This is a genomic window from Pseudomonas sp. 008, from assembly GCF_016861935.1.
Classification (GTDB): domain Bacteria; phylum Pseudomonadota; class Gammaproteobacteria; order Pseudomonadales; family Pseudomonadaceae; genus Aquipseudomonas.
The window spans coordinates 62,546-85,592 of the sequence record NZ_BOMA01000015.1; the positions used below are offsets into that span (position 1 = coordinate 62,546).

The 23,047-nt window shown below is 58.9% G+C and carries 19 protein-coding genes; 11 read left to right on the plus strand and 8 right to left on the minus strand.

Annotated elements, in window-relative coordinates; all coding sequences use genetic code 11:
* Positions 1-18: 18 nt before the first annotated feature.
* Complete coding sequence (locus JUI81_RS25735) at positions 19-2,607, minus strand: glycosyltransferase (protein ID WP_204125309.1); 2,589 nt, start codon at positions 2,605-2,607, stop codon at positions 19-21.
* 287 nt (positions 2,608-2,894) lie between these two features.
* On the opposite strand from JUI81_RS25735, the gene tcdA reads away from it, so the two are divergent.
* On the plus strand, positions 2,895-3,707 hold the full coding sequence (gene tcdA, locus JUI81_RS25740; RefSeq protein WP_371929203.1) for a tRNA cyclic N6-threonylcarbamoyladenosine(37) synthase TcdA: 813 nt from the start codon (positions 2,895-2,897) through the stop codon (positions 3,705-3,707).
* Between the two features lie 121 nt (positions 3,708-3,828).
* Here the strand turns inward: tcdA and JUI81_RS25745 are convergent, their stop codons facing one another.
* The 7 genes from JUI81_RS25745 to map all read right to left on the minus strand — a co-directional run bounded on the left by JUI81_RS25745 (position 3,829) and on the right by map (position 12,208).
* Entirely contained in the window at positions 3,829-4,233 is a 405-nt protein-coding gene (locus tag JUI81_RS25745; protein WP_019581029.1) for a SufE family protein, read from the minus strand.
* Complete coding sequence (locus JUI81_RS25750) at positions 4,230-5,435, minus strand: aminotransferase class V-fold PLP-dependent enzyme (protein ID WP_204125310.1); 1,206 nt, start codon at positions 5,433-5,435, stop codon at positions 4,230-4,232. Before JUI81_RS25750 ends, JUI81_RS25745 begins: the two co-directional genes overlap by 4 nt.
* A gap of 94 nt (positions 5,436-5,529) precedes the next feature.
* A complete protein-coding gene (gene dapD / locus JUI81_RS25755; protein ID WP_204125311.1) occupies positions 5,530-6,564 on the minus strand; it encodes a 2,3,4,5-tetrahydropyridine-2,6-dicarboxylate N-succinyltransferase in 1,035 nt (344 codons plus the stop codon).
* 33 nt (positions 6,565-6,597) lie between these two features.
* A complete protein-coding gene (locus tag JUI81_RS25760; RefSeq protein WP_018927023.1) occupies positions 6,598-6,960 on the minus strand; it encodes an ArsC family reductase in 363 nt (120 codons plus the stop codon).
* Positions 6,961-7,250: 290 nt separating this feature from the next.
* A complete protein-coding gene (gene dapC, locus JUI81_RS25765) occupies positions 7,251-8,450 on the minus strand; it encodes a succinyldiaminopimelate transaminase (RefSeq protein ID WP_018927022.1) in 1,200 nt (399 codons plus the stop codon).
* A gap of 227 nt (positions 8,451-8,677) precedes the next feature.
* Positions 8,678-11,380 carry a [protein-PII] uridylyltransferase gene (locus JUI81_RS25770; protein ID WP_019581026.1) on the minus strand — a complete coding sequence of 901 codons (2,703 nt, stop codon included), beginning with the start codon at positions 11,378-11,380 and terminating at the stop codon, positions 8,678-8,680.
* Between the two features lie 45 nt (positions 11,381-11,425).
* Positions 11,426-12,208: a type I methionyl aminopeptidase gene (map, locus tag JUI81_RS25775; RefSeq protein WP_018927020.1), complete on the minus strand. Its 783-nt coding sequence runs from the start codon at positions 12,206-12,208 to the stop codon at positions 11,426-11,428.
* Positions 12,209-12,580: 372 nt separating this feature from the next.
* Here map and rpsB point away from each other — a divergent pair, with 372 nt between their 5' ends.
* The 10 genes from rpsB (at position 12,581) to JUI81_RS25825 (ending at position 23,047) form a co-directional block, all read left to right on the plus strand.
* The gene (gene rpsB, locus JUI81_RS25780) at positions 12,581-13,318 is read left to right on the plus strand and encodes a 30S ribosomal protein S2 (RefSeq protein WP_018927019.1); all 738 of its coding nucleotides are present in this window, start codon (positions 12,581-12,583) and stop codon (positions 13,316-13,318) included.
* A 190-nt stretch (positions 13,319-13,508) separates the two neighbouring features.
* The gene (tsf, locus tag JUI81_RS25785; protein ID WP_018927018.1) at positions 13,509-14,372 is read left to right on the plus strand and encodes a translation elongation factor Ts; all 864 of its coding nucleotides are present in this window, start codon (positions 13,509-13,511) and stop codon (positions 14,370-14,372) included.
* Between the two features lie 210 nt (positions 14,373-14,582).
* Positions 14,583-15,326, plus strand: coding sequence for a UMP kinase (gene pyrH, locus JUI81_RS25790; protein WP_003198235.1), 744 nt, complete (start codon positions 14,583-14,585; stop codon positions 15,324-15,326).
* Entirely contained in the window at positions 15,323-15,880 is a 558-nt protein-coding gene (frr, locus tag JUI81_RS25795) for a ribosome recycling factor (protein WP_007940501.1), read from the plus strand. Before pyrH ends, frr begins: the two co-directional genes overlap by 4 nt.
* A 14-nt stretch (positions 15,881-15,894) precedes the next feature.
* On the plus strand, positions 15,895-16,650 hold the full coding sequence (gene uppS / locus JUI81_RS25800; RefSeq protein WP_007940503.1) for a polyprenyl diphosphate synthase: 756 nt from the start codon (positions 15,895-15,897) through the stop codon (positions 16,648-16,650).
* Entirely contained in the window at positions 16,650-17,456 is an 807-nt protein-coding gene (locus tag JUI81_RS25805; protein WP_028939206.1) for a phosphatidate cytidylyltransferase, read from the plus strand. The genes uppS and JUI81_RS25805 overlap by 1 nt, the downstream gene beginning before the upstream one ends.
* A complete protein-coding gene (gene ispC / locus JUI81_RS25810; RefSeq protein ID WP_019581023.1) occupies positions 17,453-18,643 on the plus strand; it encodes a 1-deoxy-D-xylulose-5-phosphate reductoisomerase in 1,191 nt (396 codons plus the stop codon). The genes JUI81_RS25805 and ispC overlap by 4 nt, the downstream gene beginning before the upstream one ends.
* 51 nt (positions 18,644-18,694) lie before the next feature.
* Positions 18,695-20,047, plus strand: a complete 1,353-nt coding sequence (gene rseP / locus JUI81_RS25815; protein ID WP_019581022.1) for a sigma E protease regulator RseP — start codon at positions 18,695-18,697, stop codon at positions 20,045-20,047.
* Between the two features lie 72 nt (positions 20,048-20,119).
* A complete protein-coding gene (bamA, locus tag JUI81_RS25820) occupies positions 20,120-22,498 on the plus strand; it encodes an outer membrane protein assembly factor BamA (RefSeq protein ID WP_019581021.1) in 2,379 nt (792 codons plus the stop codon).
* 45 nt (positions 22,499-22,543) lie between these two features.
* On the plus strand, positions 22,544-23,047 hold the full coding sequence (locus JUI81_RS25825) for an OmpH family outer membrane protein (protein ID WP_007940508.1): 504 nt from the start codon (positions 22,544-22,546) through the stop codon (positions 23,045-23,047).

The window sequence follows — 23,047 nt, forward strand, 5'->3', positions numbered from 1 at the left end:
ACGTTATCTAATAACGGATTACGCCGGTACCGGCGCAGCTTCTACCGAAGGTTTAGGCAGCGACGACAGGAACGCCATGATCAGCGCCGCCAGGTACGGCAGCGACTGCACCAGCAACATGGTCACCCAGAAGCGCATGTCGTTGCTTGGTATACCCTGCACCAGGAAGATCCCCAGCGCCGCGCCCCACAGCAGCAGCATGATGAACAGCTCTTCGCGAGCCTCCGAAATCGCCACCCAGAAGCCGTGGTTATCGGCATTTTTCGGTGTGCGGAAGAACGGAATGCTGCTGGTGAAGAAACCGTACAGCACCGCTTTGGCGATGGTGTGCGACAACGCCAGCCCGGCCAACGCGGCGCAGAAGGCGTCTTTCAGGTTGACCCCGACCGCACGGCGGTACAGGAAGATGATCTTGCCCACCTTGAACACGAACAGCGCCAATGGCGGGATCGCGAAAATCAGCAGCGGTGGATCGACCCGTTGCGGCACGATGATCATCGCCGCCGACCACAACAGTGCGCCGATGGTGAAGAAGATGTTCATGCCGTCCGCCACCCACGGCAACCAGCCCGCGAGGAAGTGGTAACGCTGGCCACGGGTCAGCTCGGTGTCCTTGCCGCGCAGCAGGCTGGCGGTGTGACGCTTGATGATCTGGATCGCGCCATAGGCCCAGCGGAAACGCTGTTTCTTGAAGTCGATAAAGGTATCGGGCATCAGGCCTTTGCCGTAGCTGTCGTGGTAATACGCTGCCGACAGACCTTTTTCGAATACACGCAGACCCAGCTCGGCGTCTTCACAGATACACCAGTCGGCCCAGCCCAGTTCCTCGAGCACCGAGCGACGGGTCATGGTCATGGTGCCGTGCTGGATGATCGCGTCGCGGTCGTTGCGGGTGACCATGCCGATATGGAAGAAGCCTTTGTATTCGGCGTAGCAGAGCTTCTTGAAGGTGCTTTCGTTCTGGTCGCGGTAATCCTGTGGCGATTGCACTACGGCGATTTTCGGGTCGGCGAAGTGCGGCACCATGTGCTTGAGCCAATTCGGGTGCACGCAGTAGTCCGAGTCGATCACCGCAATCACTTCGGCGTCCTTGGCGGTGTGCGGAATCAGGTAATTCAGTGCGCCGCCCTTGAAACCGGCCAATGGCGCGACGTGGAAGAACTTGAAGCGCGGGCCGAGGGTTTCGCAATAATCACGCACCGGTTCCCAGACGGCCGGGTCCTTGGTGTTGTTGTCGATGATCAGGACTTCGAAGTCCGGATAGTCGAGGTTGGCCAGGGCGTTGAGGGTCTGTTTGACCATCTCCGGCGGCTCGTTGTAGCACGGTACGTGAATCGACACTTTCGGTCGGTAGTCCGAATCGCCCACCACTGGCAGGAATTCACGCCGGCGTTTGTGGGTCCAGACTGCTTCGGCCAGCTCATGGGCTTCAGTCAGCAGAACGATGAACACTCCGAGCGCACCGAGGGCAAGCAGGAAACCCACCGTCAGACTGAACCAGGTGCTGTATTGCTGGCTGTAGTCGTAACCGATCCACACCAGCACCGAACCGCAGAGGAACGCGATAAAGGTCAGGAAGGTACGGCCGCGTTGACGCAGGGCCGAACCGTCGATCATCAGCAGGGTCAGGGACAGCAGCGCCAGCACTACCGAGCCGATAGCCAGTACGCGCCATTGCGGGATCGCGACAACCGGGCCTTCGAAGTTGAATTTCTGCTGACGCGCGGCGTTGAACACGCCCCAGTATGCGCCCACCGAGCCTTCGTCACTAGCCTTCCACGGTTGGTCAAACGCTTCGATCACGAAGTAGTTGAAACCCTGGCGGTTGAGCTTGTTAACCAGCGTGCGCAGGTAAATCGCCTGGTCTGCCGGCGACGCATCGGCGCCACCGCGCATGCGGCCGTTGCTCGGCCAGCCGACTTCGGAGAGCAGCAACGGTTTTTTCGGGAACATCTTTTTCAGGTCACGGGCGCGGTCGAGAACGAACTGGCCGGCCTTGTCCACAGGGATGAACTCCCAGTAGGGCAGGACGTGAGCTGCGATCAGGTCAACGTGCTTGGCCAGGCTCGGGTTTTCTTCCCAGACGTGCCACTGTTCGGAGGTGGTGACCGGAACCTTTACGGCTGCGCGCACACGATCCAGGATCACGCTCAACTCGGCAGCGGTGATTTCCTTGCGGAAGATCGCCTCGTTACCGACCACAACGCGAACTACGCTGCGGGAGGTGTTGGCCAGTTGGATGGCGCGCTGAATCTCGCGCTCGTTGCGTTCCTGGTCCGGGCTGATCCAGATCCCCAGGGTCACCCGCAGGCCGAACTCTTCCGCCAGTTTGGGAATGTCCTCCAGCGTGCCGTCGACCGAGTAGGTCCGGATGTTGTCCGTCAGCTTGCTCATGATCTCCAGGTCGCGACGCATTTCATCGTCGGTCGGATACTGGTCTTTCTGCGGGTACTGGCCTTGTTGAAACGGCGAGTACGAGAAGCCGGAGATCTGTTCAGGCCAGTTGGGGGCAGTGACCGGGCGATTGACCAACGCCCAGAAACCGGTGAACAAGGCGGCGATTGCTAGAACCACTACCAGGTTGAGTCCAAATTTACGCGATGACATAGCTTTTTCAGGTTCCAAAGGCTGTGGAACGAAGGAACGGTTGGCGGCCGGCTGCCAGGTGGCAGGGGCGCGCATCCTACACTGGAGGTTCTCTGACCGTACAGCGAACAGGGAAACGCCCGACATTGGGCAATCCAGGTCGACTTAAGTTCTTTGACCTGAGCGTTGTAGTCCAATTCCGATCAATTTTTTGTCAATTAAAGCAGTCGACACCGCCGTTCATAGTGCAAAGATGCTCTTGGCCGCCGACAGCCCTATAATGCGCGCCGGTTTTTGGGGTAATGGTCATGAGTACAGAAGATCCGCGGTTTGCTGGTATCGCCCGCTTGTATGGCATTGAAGGCATGGAGCGCTTGCGCGCGGCCCATGTGGCGATCGTCGGCGTCGGTGGTGTCGGCTCCTGGGCGGCGGAAGCGGTTGCCCGGTGTGGCGTGGGCGAGATATCGCTGTTCGACCTGGACGACGTCTGCGTCAGCAACGTCAACCGTCAGCTGCATGCGCTGGACAGCACCGTCGGCAAGCCCAAGGTCGAGGTGATGGCCGAGCGCCTGCGCGGGATCAACCCGGACTGCACGGTGCATGCGGTGGCGGACTTCGTCACCCGCGAAACCATGGCCGAGTACATCACGCCGAACATCGATTGCGTGATCGACTGCATCGACAGTGTCAACGCCAAGGCGGCGCTGATCGCCTGGTGCAAGCGGCGCAAGATCCAGATCATCACCACCGGCGGCGCGGGCGGGCAGATCGACCCGACGCTGATCCAGGTCTGCGACCTGAATCGCACGTTCAACGATCCGCTGGCGTCGAAAGTGCGCTCTACATTGCGCCGCGACTACGGCTTCTCCCGTACCGTGACCCGTCACTACAGCGTGCCGTGCGTGTTTTCCACCGAGCAACTGCGCTACCCGAAACCCGATGGCAGCATTTGCCTGCAGAAGAGTTTTGTCGGGGACGGCGTGAAGCTCGACTGCGCCGGGGGCTTTGGCGCGGTGATGATGGTGACGGCGACGTTTGGCATGGTCGCGGCGACCAAGGCTGTGGATAAGATTGTGGCGGGCGTGCGGCGTCCGGCGGATCGGGTCAAACCTCAGGTTTGATGGTTGTGGTTCGATCGTTCCCACGCTCTGCGTGGGAATCCAGCCCGGGACGCTCCGCGTCCCTTCCAGAGCCGAACACGGAGCGTCCGTGGAGGCATTCCCACACAGAGCGTGGGAACGATCAGTGCGCTAGCTCACGCATCCGCTGCAACACCGCATTCAAGCCATTGCTACGGGACTGGGACAACTGGCGACCCAGCCCCAGCTGACTGAACCAATCCGCCAAATCCACCTGCCGCAACTCAACCGCTGACAACCCATTGACCCGCGCCAGCAGCAACGCCACCAACCCGCGAATCAATCGCGCATCGCTGCTGGCGCTGAATTGCCAGTGCCCATCCTGCAACGTGCCGACCAGCCAGACCTGGCTTTCACAACCGTGCACGCGGTTGGCGTCGACTTTATCCACATCGCTCAACGCGGGCAGACGGTCGCCCCATTGCATCAGCAACCGCGCCCGCTGTTCCCAGCTCGCCGCCTGCTGAAACGTGTCCAGTGCCGTGACGGCATCCGCGGGCAGTGTCATCGCAACAACTCCAGGGCCTGATCCAGTGCTTCGAAAAAACGCTCAAGGTCTTCGGAATTGTTATACAGCGCCAACGACACCCGAATCGCCCCCGCCAGTTCAAAGCTTTTGAGCAACGGCATGGCGCAATGATGACCGGCGCGCACGGCGATGCCCTGTTCAGTCAGCAAATGCGCCAGATCAGAGTTATGCACACTTTCGACGACAAAACTGGCCAGCGCCAGTTGCGGTTTGCCCAGCAGGCGAATGCCGTTGCGCGCTTCCAGGCCTTTGAGCAGATAGTCATGCAGCGCCGCTTCGTGGGCGGACACGGCGTCCTGATCCAGCCCCGCGAGGTAGTCCAGCGTTGCGCCCAGACCGATCACACTGGCGATCGGCGGTGTACCGGCCTCGAACCCCAGCGGTGCGGACCGAAAGCGAGCATCGTGGTAGTTGGCATCCAGCACCATTTCGCCGCCGAACTGCCAGGGGCGCAGTTGTTGCAGCGCTTCGTTACGTCCGAACAGCACGCCCAGGCCATCGGGGCCGTAGAGTTTGTGGCTGGAAAACACGTAGAAGTCGCAGCCCAGTGCCTGCACGTCGTGCCGACCATGAACCACGCCTTGGGCGCCGTCGATCACGGTCAGCGCGTTGTGTGCCTTGGCCATCGCCAACAGCGCGGGCAACGGTTGCCAGGCGCCCAGCACGTTGGACAGCTGGCTGACCGCCAGCAAACGGGTGCGCGGACCGATCAACTGCGCGGCGACATCCAGGTCGATCAAACCATCGACATTCAGCGGCAGGATCACCAGCTTCAGGTCGCGACGGTGGGCCAGTTGCTGCCACGGCAACAGGTTGGCGTGGTGCTCCAGAGCGCTGATGACAATTTCATCGCCCGGATTGAAAAGGTGTTCCAGGCCATAGGCCAGGAGGTTCAGCGCGGAAGTCGCACCATGGGTAAAGATAATCTGCCCGCAATCGCCGGCATTGAGCCATTGCGCAACTTTGCGGCGGCTGTCCTCGAACGCCTGGGTGGCATGGGCGCCGGGCAAGTGTTGCGCCCGATGCACGTTGGCCGCGCCGTTGGCGTAGTAATGCGCCAGGGCATCCAGCAGGGCTTGAGGTTTTTGCGTGGTGGCGGCGTTGTCCAGATAGGTCTGGTCTTGCCGTTGCAGTGCGGCGATGGCCGGAAAATCGGCGCGCCAGGGAGAAGGAATCATCATGTTGTTCGGCCCTGGTGACATGGGCGGGTGTACGCCTGACCTTGTAGGAGCGAGCGATGCGGCGCTCCTACAAGGTGATCGTTTGACGCTCTGCTTAGTTGTGAGCGTGCAGCGCTTCGTTCAGTTCGATGGCCGACTTGTGGGTTTTGCACTCCACGGCACCGGTTTCCGAATTGCGGCGGAACAACAGGTCAGGTTGACCGGCCAGTTCACGGGCTTTAACCACTTTGACCAGCTGATTCTTTTCGTCGAGCAGCGCCACCTTGGTGCCGGCCGTCACGTACAGGCCCGACTCAACGGTGTTGCGATCGCCCAACGGGATACCGATACCGGCGTTGGCGCCGATCAGGCAGCCTTCGCCCACCTTGATCACGATGTTGCCGCCACCCGACAGGGTGCCCATGGTCGAGCAGCCGCCGCCCAGGTCCGAACCCTTGCCGACGAACACGCCAGCCGACACGCGGCCTTCGATCATGCCCGGGCCTTCGGTGCCAGCGTTGAAGTTAACGAAACCTTCGTGCATCACGGTGGTGCCTTCGCCCACGTAGGCGCCCAGACGAATACGTGCCGCGTCAGCGATACGCACGCCGGCTGGTACCACGTAGTCGGTCATTTTCGGGAACTTGTCCACCGAGAACACTTCCAGCAGCTCGCCGCGCAGGCGGGCTTCCAGTTGATGCTCAGCCAGTTCGGACAGGTCGATCGCACCCTGGCTGGTCCAGGCCACGTTTGGCAGCAGCGGGAAGATCCCGGCCAGGTTCAGGCCGTGCGGCTTGACCAGACGGTGGGACAGCAGGTGCAACTTGAGGTAAGCCTCAGGCGTGGAGCTCAGTTGCGCGTCTTCGGCCAGCAGTGTGGCAACCAGCGGCTTGTGGCTCTCGGCCAGACGGGTCAGCAAGGCAGCCTGGGCTGCGTCGACGCCTTTGAGCGCTTCGGCCAATTGCGAGGCTTGAGCGGTGCTGAAGGCGATGGCCTGATTGCCTTCGGTGTAGCCCAGAACCGGTGCAATGGCAGCGACCAGTTCGGCCGAAGGGTTGAGCAGTGGCTGCGCGTAAAACACTTCCAGCCATGCGCCTTGACGGTTTTGAGTGCCGACACCAAAGGCCAGGCTGAACAGGGTAGTGGACATGTTGATACCTCTAACAAAATGGAACGGGCTGCCTTACTTGAGTGCCGCCGCGTAGATATCTGGCTTGAAGCCAATCAGGGTTCTGTCACCGAGATCGAGCACCGGGCGCTTGATCATCGAGGGTTGTGCGAGCATCAATTCGATGGCTTTCGGCTGGTCGAGATCGGCTTTGCGTTCGTCGTCGAGCTTGCGAAAGGTCGTGCCTGCACGGTTCAACACCACTTGCCAGCCGTGCTCCTCGCACCATTGGGTCAGGTGTTCACGGTCGATTCCGACCGCTTTGTAATCATGAAAGTCATAGCTCACAGCGTGTTCATCGAGCCAGGTGCGCGCCTTTTTCATGGTGTCGCAGGCTTTGATGCCGAAAAGGTGCAACGTTTTGCTTGAAACGGTCAAGGAATTGCCCCCTTTACAGGTGCTGAAAATAAAAGGTGACGGATTATGCCATGACCGGACGGTTTCGCGTCGGCTGTGGTCGGGTTTGTCTGTTTGAAGTGTTCAACGATTCGGCGAGAAGCGCAGGCGGTGGCGTTTCGGATGGGGTTGTTGGAGCTCTACAGCCTGAGTTGGCATCTGCTCGGTGATGGTTTTTGGCGATGGTTTTTGGTGAGGGGGGCTGAAAAGATTGCAGGCAACTTGATATGCGAAGTGCCCGCGCCAGATTGCCTGGCACGGGCATTCAGGGGTTACTTGTGGCGGGTAATGAAGGCGCGAATCCGTTCAGCCGCCTCAACGCACTCCGCCAGTGGCGCGACCAGCGCCATCCGCACACGCCCGGCTCCCGGGTTGACGCCATCCACTTCGCGGGACAGGTAGGAGCCTGGTACTACGGTCACGTGTTCCTCGGCAAACAGATCCCGGCAGAACGCGGCGTCGTCGCCTTCAACGTTTGGCCACAGATAGAAACCGCCATCCGGGCGCTGCACATCCATCACCGGGCTGAGGATTTCCAATACCGCATCGTACTTCTCACGGTACAGCGCACGGTTGGCCCGCACATGCACTTCGTCGTTCCACGCTGCAACGCTGGCCAGTTGCGTTTGAACCGGCATCGCACAGCCGTGGTAAGTGCGATACAGCAGGAAACCCTTGAGGATGTCTGCATCGCCGGCTACAAAGCCCGAACGCAGGCCTGGCAGGTTGGAGCGCTTGGACAGGCTATGAAACACCACGCAACGCTTGAAGTCTTTGCGGCCTAGTTCCACACAGGCGCTGAGCAGGCCGGGTGGCGGGGTCTGTTCATCGAAGTACAGTTCGCTGTAGCACTCGTCAGCGGCGATCACGAAATCGTATTCGTCGGCCAGGGCGATCAGTTTTTTCAGGGTTTCAACCGGGATCAACGCGCCGGTCGGGTTGCCCGGCGAGCACAGGAACAGGATCTGGCAACGCTTCCAGATGTCTGGCGAAACAGCGTCGAAATCCGGGTTGAAGCCGTTTTCGTCAAGGCATGGCAGGTAATGCGGCTTGGCTCCGGCCAGGAACGCCGCGCCTTCGTAGATCTGATAGAACGGGTTCGGGCTGACCACCAGCGCGTCTTCACCACGGTTGACCACGGTCTGGGTGAAGGCGAACAACGCTTCGCGGGTGCCGTTGACCGGCAGCACGTTGCGCGCGGGGTCGAGCCAGCCATTTGGAACACTGAAACGGCGTTCGCACCATGCGGCGATCGCTTCACGCAGGGCCGGGATGCCGAGGGTGGTCGGGTACACGGCCATCTGATCCAGATTGCTTGCCAGGGCTTCGGCGACAAAGCTTGGCGAGCGATGCTTCGGTTCGCCGATGGACAGCGCGATGGCGCGTTTGTCCGGGTTTGGCGTGACGCTGCCGAGCAGGGCGCGGAGCTTTTCGAACGGGTAGGGCTGCAACTGGTTCAGAGCGTTGTTCATGGGGGGCCTCGTTCAATGTGGGAGGACTAATGTGGTGTAGGGGGCTTGTTGTGGCGAGGGAGCTTGCCCCCGTTCGGCTGCGGAGCAGTCGTAAAACCTTTGCATGCGGTGTATCTGATACATCGCGGTGTAGGTTTTGGGGCCGCTTCGCAGCCCAGCGGGGGCAAGCTCCCTCGCCACAACAAGCCCCCTCGCCACAGGCGCTCCCACAGGGGGATTGGGTTAATTCAGATGCTGATGCGCGAATGTTTGATATCGGGTTCCTGGTTGACGCTCAGCTGTTTGACGATTGCATCCTGCAAACGACTGCACAGCAACGGGTCGGATAGCGGCTGATTGTTGGCGTCGGTGATGAAGAACACGTCTTCCACGCGCTCGCCCAAGGTGGCGATCTTGGCGTTCTGCAACGACAAGTCGAACTCAAGGAAGATCGTGCCGATTCGTGCCAGCAACCCAGGACGGTCGGGTGCACTGAGTTCCAGCACGGTCACCGGACGCTGGGCATCGTTGTGGATCGTCACTTGTGGCGCAAAGGCAAAATGTTTGAGCTGACGCGGCACCCGACGCTGGATAATCGTTGGGTAGTTGTCCGGATTGCGCAGGGCTTCGGTCAAGCCTTCGCGAATCTGCTTGACCCGCGCCGGGTTGTCGCCGATCGAGTCGCCATCGGTGTCGAGCACGATATAGGTGTCGAGGGTGAACTGGCTGCTGGAGGTGATGACCCGGGCGTCGTGAATGTTCAGGTTGAGCTGGTCCATCGCCGCCACGGTCACGGCGAAGAAGTCGTGCTGGTCCGGCGCATAAATGAAGATCTGCGTACCGCCCTCGAACTCGCGCTGGGTGGTTTCCTTGATCAGCACCAGCGGGCCGCCGTCGGCCGGCTGCTGCAAGATTGCATCGGTGTGCCAGGCTACGTCACCGGCGGTGTGACGCAGGAAGTAGTCATCGCCCAGTTGTGCCCACAACTGCTCGACGTCGTCCGGGTCGGTGCCGCCGCGTACCAGAATGTCCAGCGCTGCGCTTTGGGTCTGGCGGATCTGTTCTTCGCGATCCACCGGGTTTTCCAGGCCGCGACGCAAGGCTCGCTTGGTCTCGGTGTAGAGCTGGCGCAACAGGCTCGCGCGCCAGGAGTTCCATAGCGTCGGGTTGGTCGCGTTGATGTCGGCAACGGTCAGCACATACAGATAATCGAGGCGGGTTTCATCGCCGACAATCTGCGCGAAATCGTGGATCACATGCGGGTCGGACAAGTCCTTGCGCTGGGCAGTGGTCGACATTACGAGATGGTTTTGCACCAGCCAGACGATCAGGCGGCTGTCCCAGATCGGCAACTGATGGCGCTGACAAAAGGCTTCGGCGTCCACTGCGCCGATTTCCGAGTGGTCGCCATGCCGGCCCTTGCCGATGTCGTGGTACAGGCCGGCCAGGTAAATCAACTCCGGCTTGGGCAGTTTGGCCATGAGCTTGCTGGCCAGCGGGAATTTTTCCGACACCTGGGTGTACTGCAACTTACGCAGGTGCTTGATCAGGTTCAGGGTGTGCGCGTCGACCGTATAGATGTGGAACAGGTCGTGCTGCATCTGCCCGACAATAAAGCCGAACTCTGGCAGATAACGCCCAAGGATCCCGTAACGGTTCATCCGCCGCAGGTTGCGGTGGATACCGATCTTGCACTTGAACAATTCGATGAACAGGCTGGTATTGCGAATATCGTTGCGGAAGTCGTCGTCGATCAAATGACGGTTCTCGCGCAGCAGGCGGATGGTGTCGGCGCGTACGCCTTTGATCTCCGGCTGCTGGGCCATCAGCACGAAGATTTCGAGCATGGCGAACGGCGTGCGGCGGAACACATTGTTGTTGCGCGCCTCGATGTAGCCGTCGTGCAGTTGGAATCGCGAGTTGATTGGCTGCGGCGGTGCTTCGTCTTCGGGGGCCAGGATCACTTCTTCGAAGTGCTGGATGATCAAGTCGCTGAGCTGGGCAATGCTCATGACCACCCGGTAGTACTGCTGCATGAAGTTTTCGATGGCGTGCTTGGCGTCATTGCCGACGAAGCCCAGCAGCCCGGCAATCGTGCGCTGGTGGTCGAACAGCAGGCGGTCTTCGGCGCGGCCGGCGAGCATGTGCAGCGCGTAACGCACTTTCCACAGGAATTCCTGGGACGAAGCCAGCAAGGCGTTCTCGCTCTCCACCAGGAAACCTTCGCCGGCCAGGGCCCGCAGGTTCAGGGTGCCGTACTCACGACGGGCGACCCACAGAATCGTCTGGATATCCCGCAGGCCACCGGGCGAGCCCTTGACGTTGGGTTCCAGGTTGTACTCGGTGTCGTTGTATTTGTGGTGACGGGCTTTCTGCTCGGCGCGCTTGGCCAGGAAGAACTCCTTGCTGGGCCACATGTGCGCGGTGCTGGTCACGTCCAGCATGCGCTGGCGCAGGCGCTCGGGACCGGCAATGGTGCGGCTTTCCATCAGGTTGGTGATCACCGTCAGGTCGGCGCGGGCTTCCTCGGCGCATTCGTCAACCGAGCGAACGCTCTGGCCGACTTCCAGGCCGATGTCCCACAGCAACGTCAGAAAACGCTCGATTGAATCACGGAAAATTTCGTGGTCGGCGCCGTCCAGCAGGATCAGCAGGTCGATGTCGGAGTAGGGGTGCAACTCGCCACGACCGTAGCCGCCGACCGCGACCAGCGCGATGTCGGCTTCGAAGTTCCAGTTGAATTGCTCCCAGGCCTTTTGCAGGATGTTATCGACGAACCAGGCACGATCCTCGATCAACCGGCGAATCTCCCGGCCGCTGCGAAACCGCTCGTCGAGCACTTCGCGGGCCTGACGGATCGCCTTCTTGAAAGCAGCGATAGGGCTTGCCTTCAGGGCCAGTTCAGCCTGGAACTGGCCGCGGTCGAAGAGTTCGGGATCCACCTGCGGCATCGATTGGCTTTCCTTTCTATAAGGCTGGGAACGGCGCGGGCGGGATCAGGCCGAAACGCGCGGGATGGTATCGTCGCTGCGCAGGGTGAAGATCTCGTAGCCGGTATCGGTCACCAGCAGAGTGTGTTCCCATTGCGCCGACAACTTGCGGTCCTTGGTGATCGCGGTCCAGCCATCGCCCAGCACCTTGGTGTCGGCCTTGCCCTGGTTGATCATCGGCTCGATGGTGAAGGTCATGCCGGCTTTCAGTTCCATGCCGGTGCCGGCGCGGCCGTAGTGCAGGATCTGCGGTTCTTCGTGGAACACCTTGCCGATGCCGTGGCCGCAGAACTCGCGAACCACCGAGAAACCGTTCTTTTCCGCGTGCTTCTGGATCACTTCACCGATATCGCCCAGGCGGCAGCCGGGTTTGACCAGTTCGATGGCCTTGTACATGCATTCCTGCGTCACCTGGGACAGACGCTCGGCCCAGACCGGCACAGTGCCAACGTGGAACATGCGGCTGGTATCGCCGTGGTAGCCGTCCTTGATCACTGTGACGTCGATGTTCAGCGTGTCGCCATCCTTCAACGGCTTCTCGTTCGGGATGCCGTGGCAGACCACGTGGTTGATCGAGGTGCAGATCGACTTCGGAAAGCCCTTGTAGTTGAGCGGGGCAGGAATGGCTTTCTGCTCGTTGACGATGTAGTCGTGGCAGATGCGGTCCAGCTCTTCGGTGGTAACGCCCGGCTTGACATAATCGGCAATCATTTCCAGCACATCGGCGGCCAATTTGCCGGCGATCCGCATTTTTGCGATGTCCTCTGGGGTTTTGAGGGTGACGGTCATACAGGCTCTCTCTGCGCTCAATGGCGCCTTCTAAAACGAAATGGGCATTGCGCGAACGATCGTCGCGGCCCTGAAAAACGCAATTCTACCAGACGATCAGAGCAAATCTGAGCTTCTGTGCATCGCTTCTCTCTATAGGATGGCGCATTCTTGGGGGATTCCAAGGGCGGGATCAAAAGCATTCGCCAGGTTTTCAGAATCCGGGTTCCGTTTTTTCCGGCCTTGTGATATAAAATGCGCCGCTTTCCGGGGTACCCTGAAAAGCTTAAATCCACACACGTGTCGACACGATGACCTGGGTGCCTTCAGCTGATGCTGCTGGTTGGTCATTGGGATACGTGGAGGCCAAACCCGACTTATTAAGGAACTATCATGTCCCAAGTCAACATGCGCGATATGCTGAAGGCCGGTGTGCACTTCGGTCACCAAACCCGTTACTGGAATCCGAAAATGGGTAAGTACATTTTCGGCGCGCGTAACAAGATTCACATCATCAACCTTGAAAAAACCCTGCCAATGTTCAACGAAGCTCTGACCTTCGTAGAGCGTCTGGCCCAGGGCAAAAACAAGATTCTGTTCGTCGGCACCAAGCGTTCCGCTGGCAAGATCGTTGCTGAAGAAGCAGCACGTTGCGGTTCGCCGTACGTCGATCACCGCTGGTTGGGCGGCATGCTGACCAACTTCAAAACCATCCGTGCTTCCATCAAGCGTCTGCGTGACCTTGAAGTGCAAGCTGAAGACGGTACTTTCGCCAAGCTGACCAAGAAAGAAGCGCTGATGCGCACTCGCGATCTTGAGAAGCTGGATCGTTCCCTGGGTGGTATCAAGGACATGGGCGGTCTGCCAGACGCTCTGTTCGTTATCGACGTTGATCACGAGCGCATCGCGATCACCGAAGCCAACAAGCTGGGCATCCCGGTTATCGGCGTAGTCGATACCAACAGCAGCCCGGAAGGCGTTGACTACATCATCCCAGGCAACGATGACGCAATCCGCGCTATCCAGCTGTACATGGGTTCGATGGCTGACGCTGTTATCCGTGGTCGCAACAATGTTGCTGGCGGCACTGTAGAGTTCGTAGCTGAAGAAACTCAGGCTGCAGCTGAGTAATTGACGCCCTGGCGTTGACTCAGTAAGCAAAAAGGGGGCTTGGCCCCCTTTTTGCCACCTCGAAAACCATTTGTCGGCGCCCACTGCTTTATCTGTAACGTGCGGCAGCTAACAAGGGTGGTTCGGGAAGAATTGATCGCCCGTTCGATCGGGTGGAATGGTTGAAAACCTATCCAAGAGGAATTTGAAAATGGCAGAGATTACTGCAGCGTTGGTCAAAGAACTGCGCGAGCGTACCGGCGAAGGCATGATGGACTGCAAAAAGGCCTTGACCAAGGCTGGCGGCGACATCGAAAAAGCCATTGATGACATGCGCGCTTCGGGCGCCATCAAGGCTGCCAAGAAAGCCGGCAACGTTGCCGCTGAAGGCGCAATCGCTCTCAAGGAAGACGGTAAATCCGCCGTCCTGCTGGAAGTGAACTCGCAGACCGACTTCCTGGCTCTGCAGGACGACTTCAAGGCATTTGTTGCTGCCAGCATTGAAAAAGCGTTCGCTGACAAACTGACCGATGCTGCTCCGCTGATCGAAGCGCGTGAAGCTGATCGTCTGGTTCTGGTTGGCAAGGTTGGCGAAAACGTCAACATTCGTCGCCTGGCTCGCGTTGAAGGCGATGTTGTTGGTGGCTACCTGCACGGCAACAAGATTGGTGTTGCGGTTGTTCTCAAGGGCGGCGACGTTGAGCTGGCCAAAGACATCGCTATGCACGTAGCGGCTACCAACCCTGAATTCCTGCTGCCGTCGGAAGTTTCCGCTGAAGCGATCGAACGCGAGAAAGGCGTGTTCCTGACCCTCAACGCTGACAAGATTGCCGGCAAGCCAGAAAACATCGTTGAAAACATGGTCAAAGGCCGTATCAGCAAGTTCCTGGCTGAAGCGAGCCTGGTTGAGCAGGCGTTCGTCAAGAACCCTGAAATCAAGGTCGGCGACCTGGCCAAGAAAGCCGGTGCTGAAATCGTTTCTTTCACCTACTTCAAAGTAGGCGAAGGCATCGAGAAGCCAGTAGACAACTTCGCAGAAGAAGTTGCTGCCCAGCTGGCTGCCAGCAAGCAATAAGACGGTTTTTTAACTGTCGCCCTGAAGAGGCTGCCCGCTTACGCGCGCAGCCTCTTTTCAGATGGGGTTGCCAATTTTATTTGGTTTCCTTTTGGAACTGGCTTACAAAGCCATGTTCCGATGGCGCTGAAGCAGCGCCAAGCTAGAGTGAACGCCAGCTGTAAACAGCTCGCAAAGAATTTTTAAAATACGCCGCAGGAGAGATTCGCAATGGCTCAGCAGGGCAGTGGTTATCAGGCTCGCTATAAACGCATTCTACTCAAGCTTAGCGGCGAGGCCCTGATGGGCTCGGAAGAGTTCGGGATCGATCCGAAAGTTCTGGATCGCATGGCACTGGAAGTTGGCCAGCTGGTTGGCATCGGTGTTCAGGTCGGTCTGGTGATCGGCGGGGGTAACCTGTTCCGCGGCGCAGCGCTCAGTGCAGCCGGTATGGATCGGGTCACTGGCGACCACATGGGCATGCTGGCCACTGTGATGAACGCCCTGGCGATGCGCGATGCGCTGGAACGTGCCAATATCTCGGCCATCGTGATGTCGGCCATTTCCATGGTTGGCGTGACCGATCACTATGATCGCCGCAAAGCCATGCGCCACCTGAACTCCAAGGAAGTCGTGATTTTCGCGGCCGGTACTGGCAACCCGTTCTTCACTACGGATTCGGCTGCCTGCCTGCGCGCAATCGAAATCGATGCCGATGTGGTGCTCAAGGCAACGAAGGTTGATGGCGTCTACACCGCTGACCCGTTCAAAGACCCGCATGCCGAGAAGTTCGATCATCTGACCTACGATGAAGTGCTGGATCGCAAGCTGGGTGTGATGGATCTGACGGCCATTTGCTTGTGCCGCGACCACAAGATGCCGCTGCGCGTGTTTAATATGAACAAACCCGGTGCCCTGTTGAATATCGTACATGGCGGCGCTGAAGGAACCCTGATCGAGGAAGTTCAACAATGATCAACGAAATCAAGAAAGACGCTAAAGAGCGCATGCAGAAATCCGTAGAATCGCTGGCGCACAACTTCGGGCGTATCCGTACCGGCCAGGCGCACCCAAGCATTCTGGAAGGCGTGATGGTTCCGTACTACGGCGCTGACACTCCGATCAAGCAAGTGGCGAACATCACCGTTAAAGACGCCCGTACCCTGCAAGTCGTTGCCTTCGAGCGCAACATGCTGGGCGCGGTCGACAAGGCTATCGGTAGCGCTGGCCTGAATCTCAACCCGACCAACCTGGGTGAGTTGCTGCTGATCTCCATGCCAGCCCTGACTGAAGAAACCCGCCGGGGCTTCACCAAGCAGGCTCGTGATGTCGCTGAGGATGCCCGTGTTGCCGTGCGCAACATCCGTCGCGATGCAAACAGCTCGCTGAAGGACCTGGTCAAGGAAAAGGAAATCAGTGAAGACGAAGAGCGTCGCGCCACTGGCGAGATCGACGATCTGACCAAGAAGTTCGTGGCTGAAATCGACGCTAAGCTGGCGGAAAAAGAAAAAGACCTGATGGCCGTATAAGGGTCGAGTTTCAAATGGACAAGACCAAGCAGACTGCGCCGTCCGCGGTGCCGCGCCATGTCGCGATCATCATGGATGGTAATAATCGTTGGGCGAAAAAACGCTTTATGCCGGGTGTCGCCGGGCATAAAGCGGGTGTGGATGCTGTTCGTGCGGTCATCGAGGTGTGTGCGGAGTCCGGGGTTGAGGTATTGACCCTGTTTGCATTCTCCAGTGAGAACTGGCAGCGCCCGGCCGATGAGGTCAGTGCCTTGATGGATCTGTTCTTCAGGGCGCTGCGTCGCGAGGCCAAGCGCCTGAACGACAACAACATCAGTTTGCGCATCATCGGCGACCGTTCGCGTTTTCATCCGGAGCTTCAAGCTGCCATGCGTGAAGCCGAGGCGATGACTGCCGGCGCCAATCGTTTTATCCTGCAGATCGCCGCCAACTACGGTGGTCAGTGGGACATCGCGCAAGCCGCGCAACGTCTGGCGCGCGAAGTTCAGGCCGGGCATCTGCGCCCGGAAGACATCACTCCCGAGCTGTTGCAAACCTGTCTGGCGACCGGCGATCTGCCGTTGCCAGACTTGTGCATCCGTACCGGTGGCGAGCATCGCATCAGCAACTTCCTGCTGTGGCAGCTGGCTTACGCCGAGTTGTACTTCTCCGACCTGTTCTGGCCGGACTTCAAACACGACGCCATGCGCAATGCGCTGGCCGATTTCGCTTCTCGCCAGCGTCGCTTCGGTAAAACGAGCGAGCAGGTCGAGTCTGGAGCCCGGGTTTAATGCTTAAACAACGAATCATCACGGCACTGATTCTGCTGCCGATTGCCCTGTGCGGGTTTTTCCTGCTTGAAGGGTCCGGTTTTGCGCTGTTTATCGGGCTGGTGGTGACGCTGGGGGCATGGGAATGGGCACGCCTGGCAGGTTTTGCTGGCCAGGCGATCCGTGTTGCTTTTGCAGCTGTGGTCGCGCTGATGCTGTTTGTCATGCATATCCTGCCGGGGCTCGCGCCTTGGGTGCTGGGCGCCTCGGTGCTCTGGTGGGGCGTGGCCACCTATCTGGTGCTGACTTATCCACGGTCCAGCGAACACTGGGCCAGTGCTGCCTGCAAACTGGCGATCGGCTTGTTGATTCTGTTGCCGGCCTGGCAAGGTCTGATCCTGATCAAGCAGGAGCCCTTGGGCAACTGGCTGATCATGGCCGTGATGGTGCTGGTCTGGGGCGCCGATATCGGTGCGTACTTTTCCGGCCGAGCCTTCGGCAAGCGCAAGCTGGCACCACAGGTCAGCCCTGGCAAGAGCTGGGAGGGCGTGTACGGCGGCTTGCTGCTGAGCCTGGTGATCACGGCAATCGTCGGTTTTGCGCGGGGCTGGAGTTTCGCTCAGATGCTGATGGGCCTGTTCGGTGCCGCGATCATCGTGTTCATTTCGGTGGTGGGCGACCTCACCGAAAGCATGTTCAAGCGCCAGTCGGGGATCAAGGACAGCAGTAATCTGCTGCCGGGGCACGGCGGTGTGCTGGACCGCATCGACAGTCTGACAGCGGCGATTCCGGTGTTCGCTGTGTTGCTGTGGATGGCGGCATCGTGAGTCGCCCACAACAGATTACCGTGCTGGGGGCGACCGGCTCGATTGGTCTGAGCACTCTGGACGTCATCGCCCGTCACCCCGAACGCTATCAGGTATTCGCCTTGAGCGGTTTCACTCGTTTGAGTGAGCTGCTGGCGCTTTGCGTGCGTCATGCGCCACGTTTCGCGGTCGTGCCGGAATCAGGCGCTGCCCGGGGCTTGCAGGACGAATTGCATGCGGCAGGCCTGTCGACCCGTGTTCTGGTGGGAGAGGAGGGCTTGTGTCAGATCGCCTCGGATCCAGAAGTCGATGCGGTAATGGCGGCGATCGTCGGGGCGGCGGGTTTGCGTCCGACCCTGGCGGCGGTCGAGGCCGGCAAAAAGATTCTTTTGGCCAATAAAGAAGCGCTGGTAATGTCCGGTGCGCTGTTCATGCAGGCCGTGCGTAAAAGCGGTTCGGTACTGCTGCCGATCGACAGCGAGCACAACGCGATTTTCCAGTGCATGCCGCAGGATTTCTCCCGTGGTTTGGGCGCGGTCGGTGTACGGCGGATTTTACTGACAGCCTCTGGTGGCCCGTTTCGGCAGACGCCCCTTGCCGAACTGGCACATGTTACCCCCGAGCAAGCGTGTGCTCACCCGAATTGGTCCATGGGGCGCAAGATTTCGGTGGATTCGGCCAGCATGATGAACAAAGGGCTCGAGCTGATCGAGGCCTGCTGGCTGTTCGACGCTACGCCCTCTCAGGTCGAAGTGGTGATTCACCCGCAAAGCGTGATTCATTCGCTGGTCGACTATATCGATGGTTCGGTGCTGGCGCAGTTGGGTAATCCTGATATGCGCACGCCAATTGCCAATGCCCTGGCCTGGCCAGAGCGGATCGACTCGGGTGTTGCGCCGTTGGATCTGTTCGCCATCGCTCGCCTGGATTTCCAGGCACCCGATGAAGAGCGTTTCCCTTGCCTGCGCCTTGCGCGTCAAGCCGCCGAGGCTGGTAATAGCGCGCCGGCCATGCTCAACGCCGCGAATGAAGTGGCTGTTGCGGCCTTTCTCGACGGACGGGTTCGCTATCTGGAAATCGCGAGTATTATCGAGGAAGTATTGAACCTCGAGCCTGTGGTTGCGGTTGATGATCTCGAGGCAGTGTTTACGGCCGATGCGAAAGCACGGGTACTGGCCGGGCAATGGTTGAGTCGTCACGGCCGATAAGTGCTGCATACGTTGGCCCATGCAGCACCGATAGGATTGCGGAGAAAGTAGATGAGCGCGCTCTATATGATTGTCGGCACCCTGGTAGCGCTGGGCGTGCTGGTCACCTTCCACGAATTCGGCCATTTCTGGGTCGCACGTCGCTGTGGGGTCAAAGTGCTGCGTTTCTCCGTGGGCTTCGGCATGCCGCTGCTGCGCTGGCACGACAGCAAAGGCACTGAATTCGTGGTTGCCGCCATCCCGCTGGGTGGCTACGTGAAAATGCTCGACGAGCGCGAAGGTGAGGTGCCGGCCGATCAGCTCGATCACGCCTTCAATCGCAAGTCCGTCCGTCAGCGCATTGCTATCGTGGCAGCCGGTCCGGTTGCCAACTTTCTATTGGCGATGGTGTTTTTCTGGGCTCTGGCAATGCTGGGCAGCGAGCAGGTGCGCCCGGTTATCGGCGCGGTCGAATCCGGCAGTATCGCCTCCAGGGCAGGTTTGAGCCCGGGGCAGGAAATTATTGCCATCGATGGCGAGCCAACTTCCGGCTGGGCTGCGGTGAACCTGCAACTGGTCCGCCGCCTGGGCGAGAGCGGTTCCCTTCAAGTGCTGGTCCGCGAACAGGGCTCCACCGTGGATTCGCCTCGTGAGCTGATGCTGGACAAGTGGCTCAAGGGTGCTAACGAGCCGGATCCTATTCACTCGCTGGGTATTCGCCCCTGGCGTCCGGCATTGCCGCCGGTGCTGGCCGAAATTGATCCGAAAGGGCCAGCGAAGGCTGCGGGTCTGAAGGCCGGTGACCGTCTGTTGGCCCTTGATGGCAAGGCACTGGATGACTGGCAGCAAGTAGTCGACATCGTCCGTTTGCATCCGGATACCAAAATCATGCTGCGCGTTGAGCGCGACGGTGCTCAAATCGACGTCCCGGTGACGCTGGCCACGCGCGGCGAGAGCAAGGCACCCAGTGGTTATCTGGGCGCTGGGGTGAAAGCGGTCGATTGGCCACCAGAGATGATTCGCGAAGTCAGTTACGGTCCGGTGGCCGCGATTGGGGAGGGTGCCCGACGCACCTGGACCATGAGCGTGCTGACCCTCGACTCGCTCAAGAAAATGTTGTTCGGCGAGCTCTCGGTAAAAAACTTGAGTGGACCGATAACCATTGCTAAAGTGGCGGGCGCTTCTGCCCAGTCGGGCATCGCTGATTTCCTGAATTTCCTTGCTTATCTGAGTATTAGCCTGGGTGTTCTGAATTTGCTGCCCATTCCTGTACTGGATGGGGGGCATTTGTTGTTTTATCTGATCGAGTGGGCGCGTGGTCGTCCCTTGTCGGATCGGGTGCAAGGTTGGGGGATACAGATCGGTATCAGTTTGGTGGTCGGGGTGATGTTGCTTGCTCTGGTCAATGATCTGGGTCGACTGTAACGCTTCGCTGAATTGCGAATCTGCCGCATTTTGCGGCAGTTTTTATTGCCAGTTGGAATAAGAAAGGACTTCATGAAACGTCTGCTGCTAACTGCGGTTCTCACCGTATTGATGATCGCCGAAGTTCACGCCGAGTCCTTCACTATCTCTGATATTCGCGTCAATGGCCTCCAGCGGGTCTCCGCGGGTAGTGTCTTTGGTGCCTTGCCGTTGAACGTCGGCGAGCAGGCGGATGATCGTCGCCTGGTGGAATCCACTCGTGCGCTGTTCAAAACCGGGTTCTTTCAAGATATCCAGCTGGGCCGTGAAGGCAACGTCCTGGTCATCACTGTAGTCGAGCGTCCGTCGGTCGCCAGTATCGAGATCGAAGGTAACAAGGCGATCTCCACTGAAGACCTGATGAAAGGCCTCAAACAGTCCGGTCTGGCCGAAGGCGAGATCTTCCAGCGCGCGACCCTCGAAGGTGTGCGTAACGAACTGCAGCGTCAATACGTCGCTCAGGGCCGCTACTCGGCTACCGTCGACACCGAAGTGGTGCCGCAGCCGCGTAACCGCGTTGCCCTGAAGGTCAACATCAACGAAGGCACCGTAGCGGCGATCCAGCACATCAACGTGGTGGGCAACACTGTCTTCCCTGAAGAAGACCTGATCGACCTGTTCGAACTCAAGACCAGCAACTGGCTGTCGTTCTTCAAGAACGATGACAAGTACGCCCGTGAAAAACTCTCCGGTGACCTGGAGCGTCTGCGCTCCTATTACCTGGACCGTGGCTATATCAATATGGATATCGCTTCGACCCAGGTGTCCATCACCCCGGACAAGAAACACGTCTATATCACCGTCAACGTCAACGAAGGCGAGAAATACACCGTTCGTGACGTGAAACTCAGCGGCGACCTGAAAGTGCCTGAAGACCAGGTCAAGTCCCTGCTGCTGGTTCAGAAAGGCCAGGTGTTCTCGCGCAAGTTGATGACCACCACCTCCGAACTGATCACCCGCCGCCTGGGTAACGAGGGTTACACCTTCGCTAACGTCAACGGCGTGCCTCAGCCTCACGACGAAGACCACACGGTCGATATCACGTTCGCTGTCGATCCGGGCAAGCGTGCTTACGTGAACCGCATCAACTTCCGTGGCAACACCAAGTCCGAAGACGAAGTGCTGCGCCGTGAAATGCGTCAGATGGAAGGCGGCTGGGCTTCGACCTACCTGATCGACCAATCCAAGACCCGCCTGGAACGCCTGGGCTTCTTCAAGGAAGTCAACGTCGAAACGCCGGCCGTGCCGGGTGTCGATGATCAGGTTGACGTGAACTACAGCGTTGAAGAGCAGGCTTCCGGTTCGATTACCGCCAGCGTCGGTTTCGCCCAGAGCGCCGGTCTGATCCTTGGTGGTTCGATCACTCAGAACAACTTCCTGGGTACCGGTAACAAGGTCAGCATCGGCTTGACTCGCAGTCAGTACCAAAGCCGTTATAACTTCGGTTATGTCGACCCCTACTGGACAGCTGACGGTGTGAGCCTGGGTTACAACGCTTTCTATCGTACGACCGACTACAAAGACCTCGATGTCAACGTAGCCAGCTACGCCGTAGACAGCCTGGGTGCAGGTGTCAGCGTTGGTTACCCGATCAGCGAGACTTCGCGTCTGACGTTTGGTTTGTCTGCACAACAAGACAAGATCAAGACGGGTCTTTACACCGTCGACGAAATCTTCGACTTCGTTAACAAGGAAGGTGATCAGTACCTCAACTTCAAGGCGTCGGCCGGTTGGTCTGAATCCACCTTGAACAAAGGGGTACTGGCGACCCGTGGTCACTCCCAGAGCTTGACCGCGGAAGCCACGACACCGGGCAGCGACTTGTCGTTCTTCAAGCTCGATTATCGCGGTCAATTGTTCCAGCCGTTGTCTGAAAACTACACCATGCGCCTCCACACCGAGCTGGGCTATGGCGATGGCTATGGTTCGACCGACGGCTTGCCGTTCTATGAAAACTATTATGCAGGTGGTTTCAACTCGGTTCGTGGCTTCAAGGACAGCACCCTCGGGCCTCGTAGTACGCCGAGCCGGGGCGTGAACCCGGGCACCGCAACCGATCCGGACCAGGATCCACTACCGTTTGGTGGTAACGTCCTGATTCAGGGTGGTGTAGAAGTTCTGTTCCCTCTGCCGTTCGTGAAAGATCAGCGTTCCTTGCGCACTTCGGTATTCTGGGACGTGGGTAATGTGTTCGATTCGACTTGCAAGCAGAGCACCAACGCCGATGGTTCCAAGTCCAACACTCAGTGTAACGACGTCAGCCTGAGCAATATGGCCAGTTCGGTGGGTGTCGGTGTGACATGGGTTACCGCCCTTGGTCCGTTGAGCTTCGCCTTGGCGATGCCAGTCAAAAAACCGGACAGCAATGCCGAGACTCAAGTGTTCCAATTCTCCCTCGGCCAGACGTTCTAAGCGTCTGACCCAAGATAATGACAATGGATTTTGTAGGAGTGCATCGTGCGTAAGTTGACTCAATTGGTTCTCCTGGCGACCGTGCTGGTTGCAGGTCCGGCTTTTGCCGACATGAAAATCGCCGTTCTGAACTATCAGATGGCACTGCTGGAATCCGATGCGGCGAAGAAATACGCCGTGGATGCCGAGAAAAAATTCGGCCCGCAACTGACCAAGCTCAAGAGCCTGGAAAGCAGCGCCAAGGGTATCCAGGACCGTCTGATGGCCGGTGGCGACAAGATGCAGCAAGGCGAGCGTGAACGTCTGGAGCTCGAGTTCAAGCAAAAGGCCCGTGATTTCCAGTTCCAGTCCAAGGAGCTGAACGAAGCCAAAGCCGTTGCCGACCGTGAAATGCTGAAGCAGCTCAAGCCGAAACTGGACAGCGCTGTGGAAGAAGTCATCAAGAAAGGTGCTTATGACCTGGTCTTCGAGCGTGGCGCAGTGATTGATGTCAAGCCTCAGTACGACATCACTCGCCAGGTTATCGAGCGCATGAATCAGCTGAAGTAA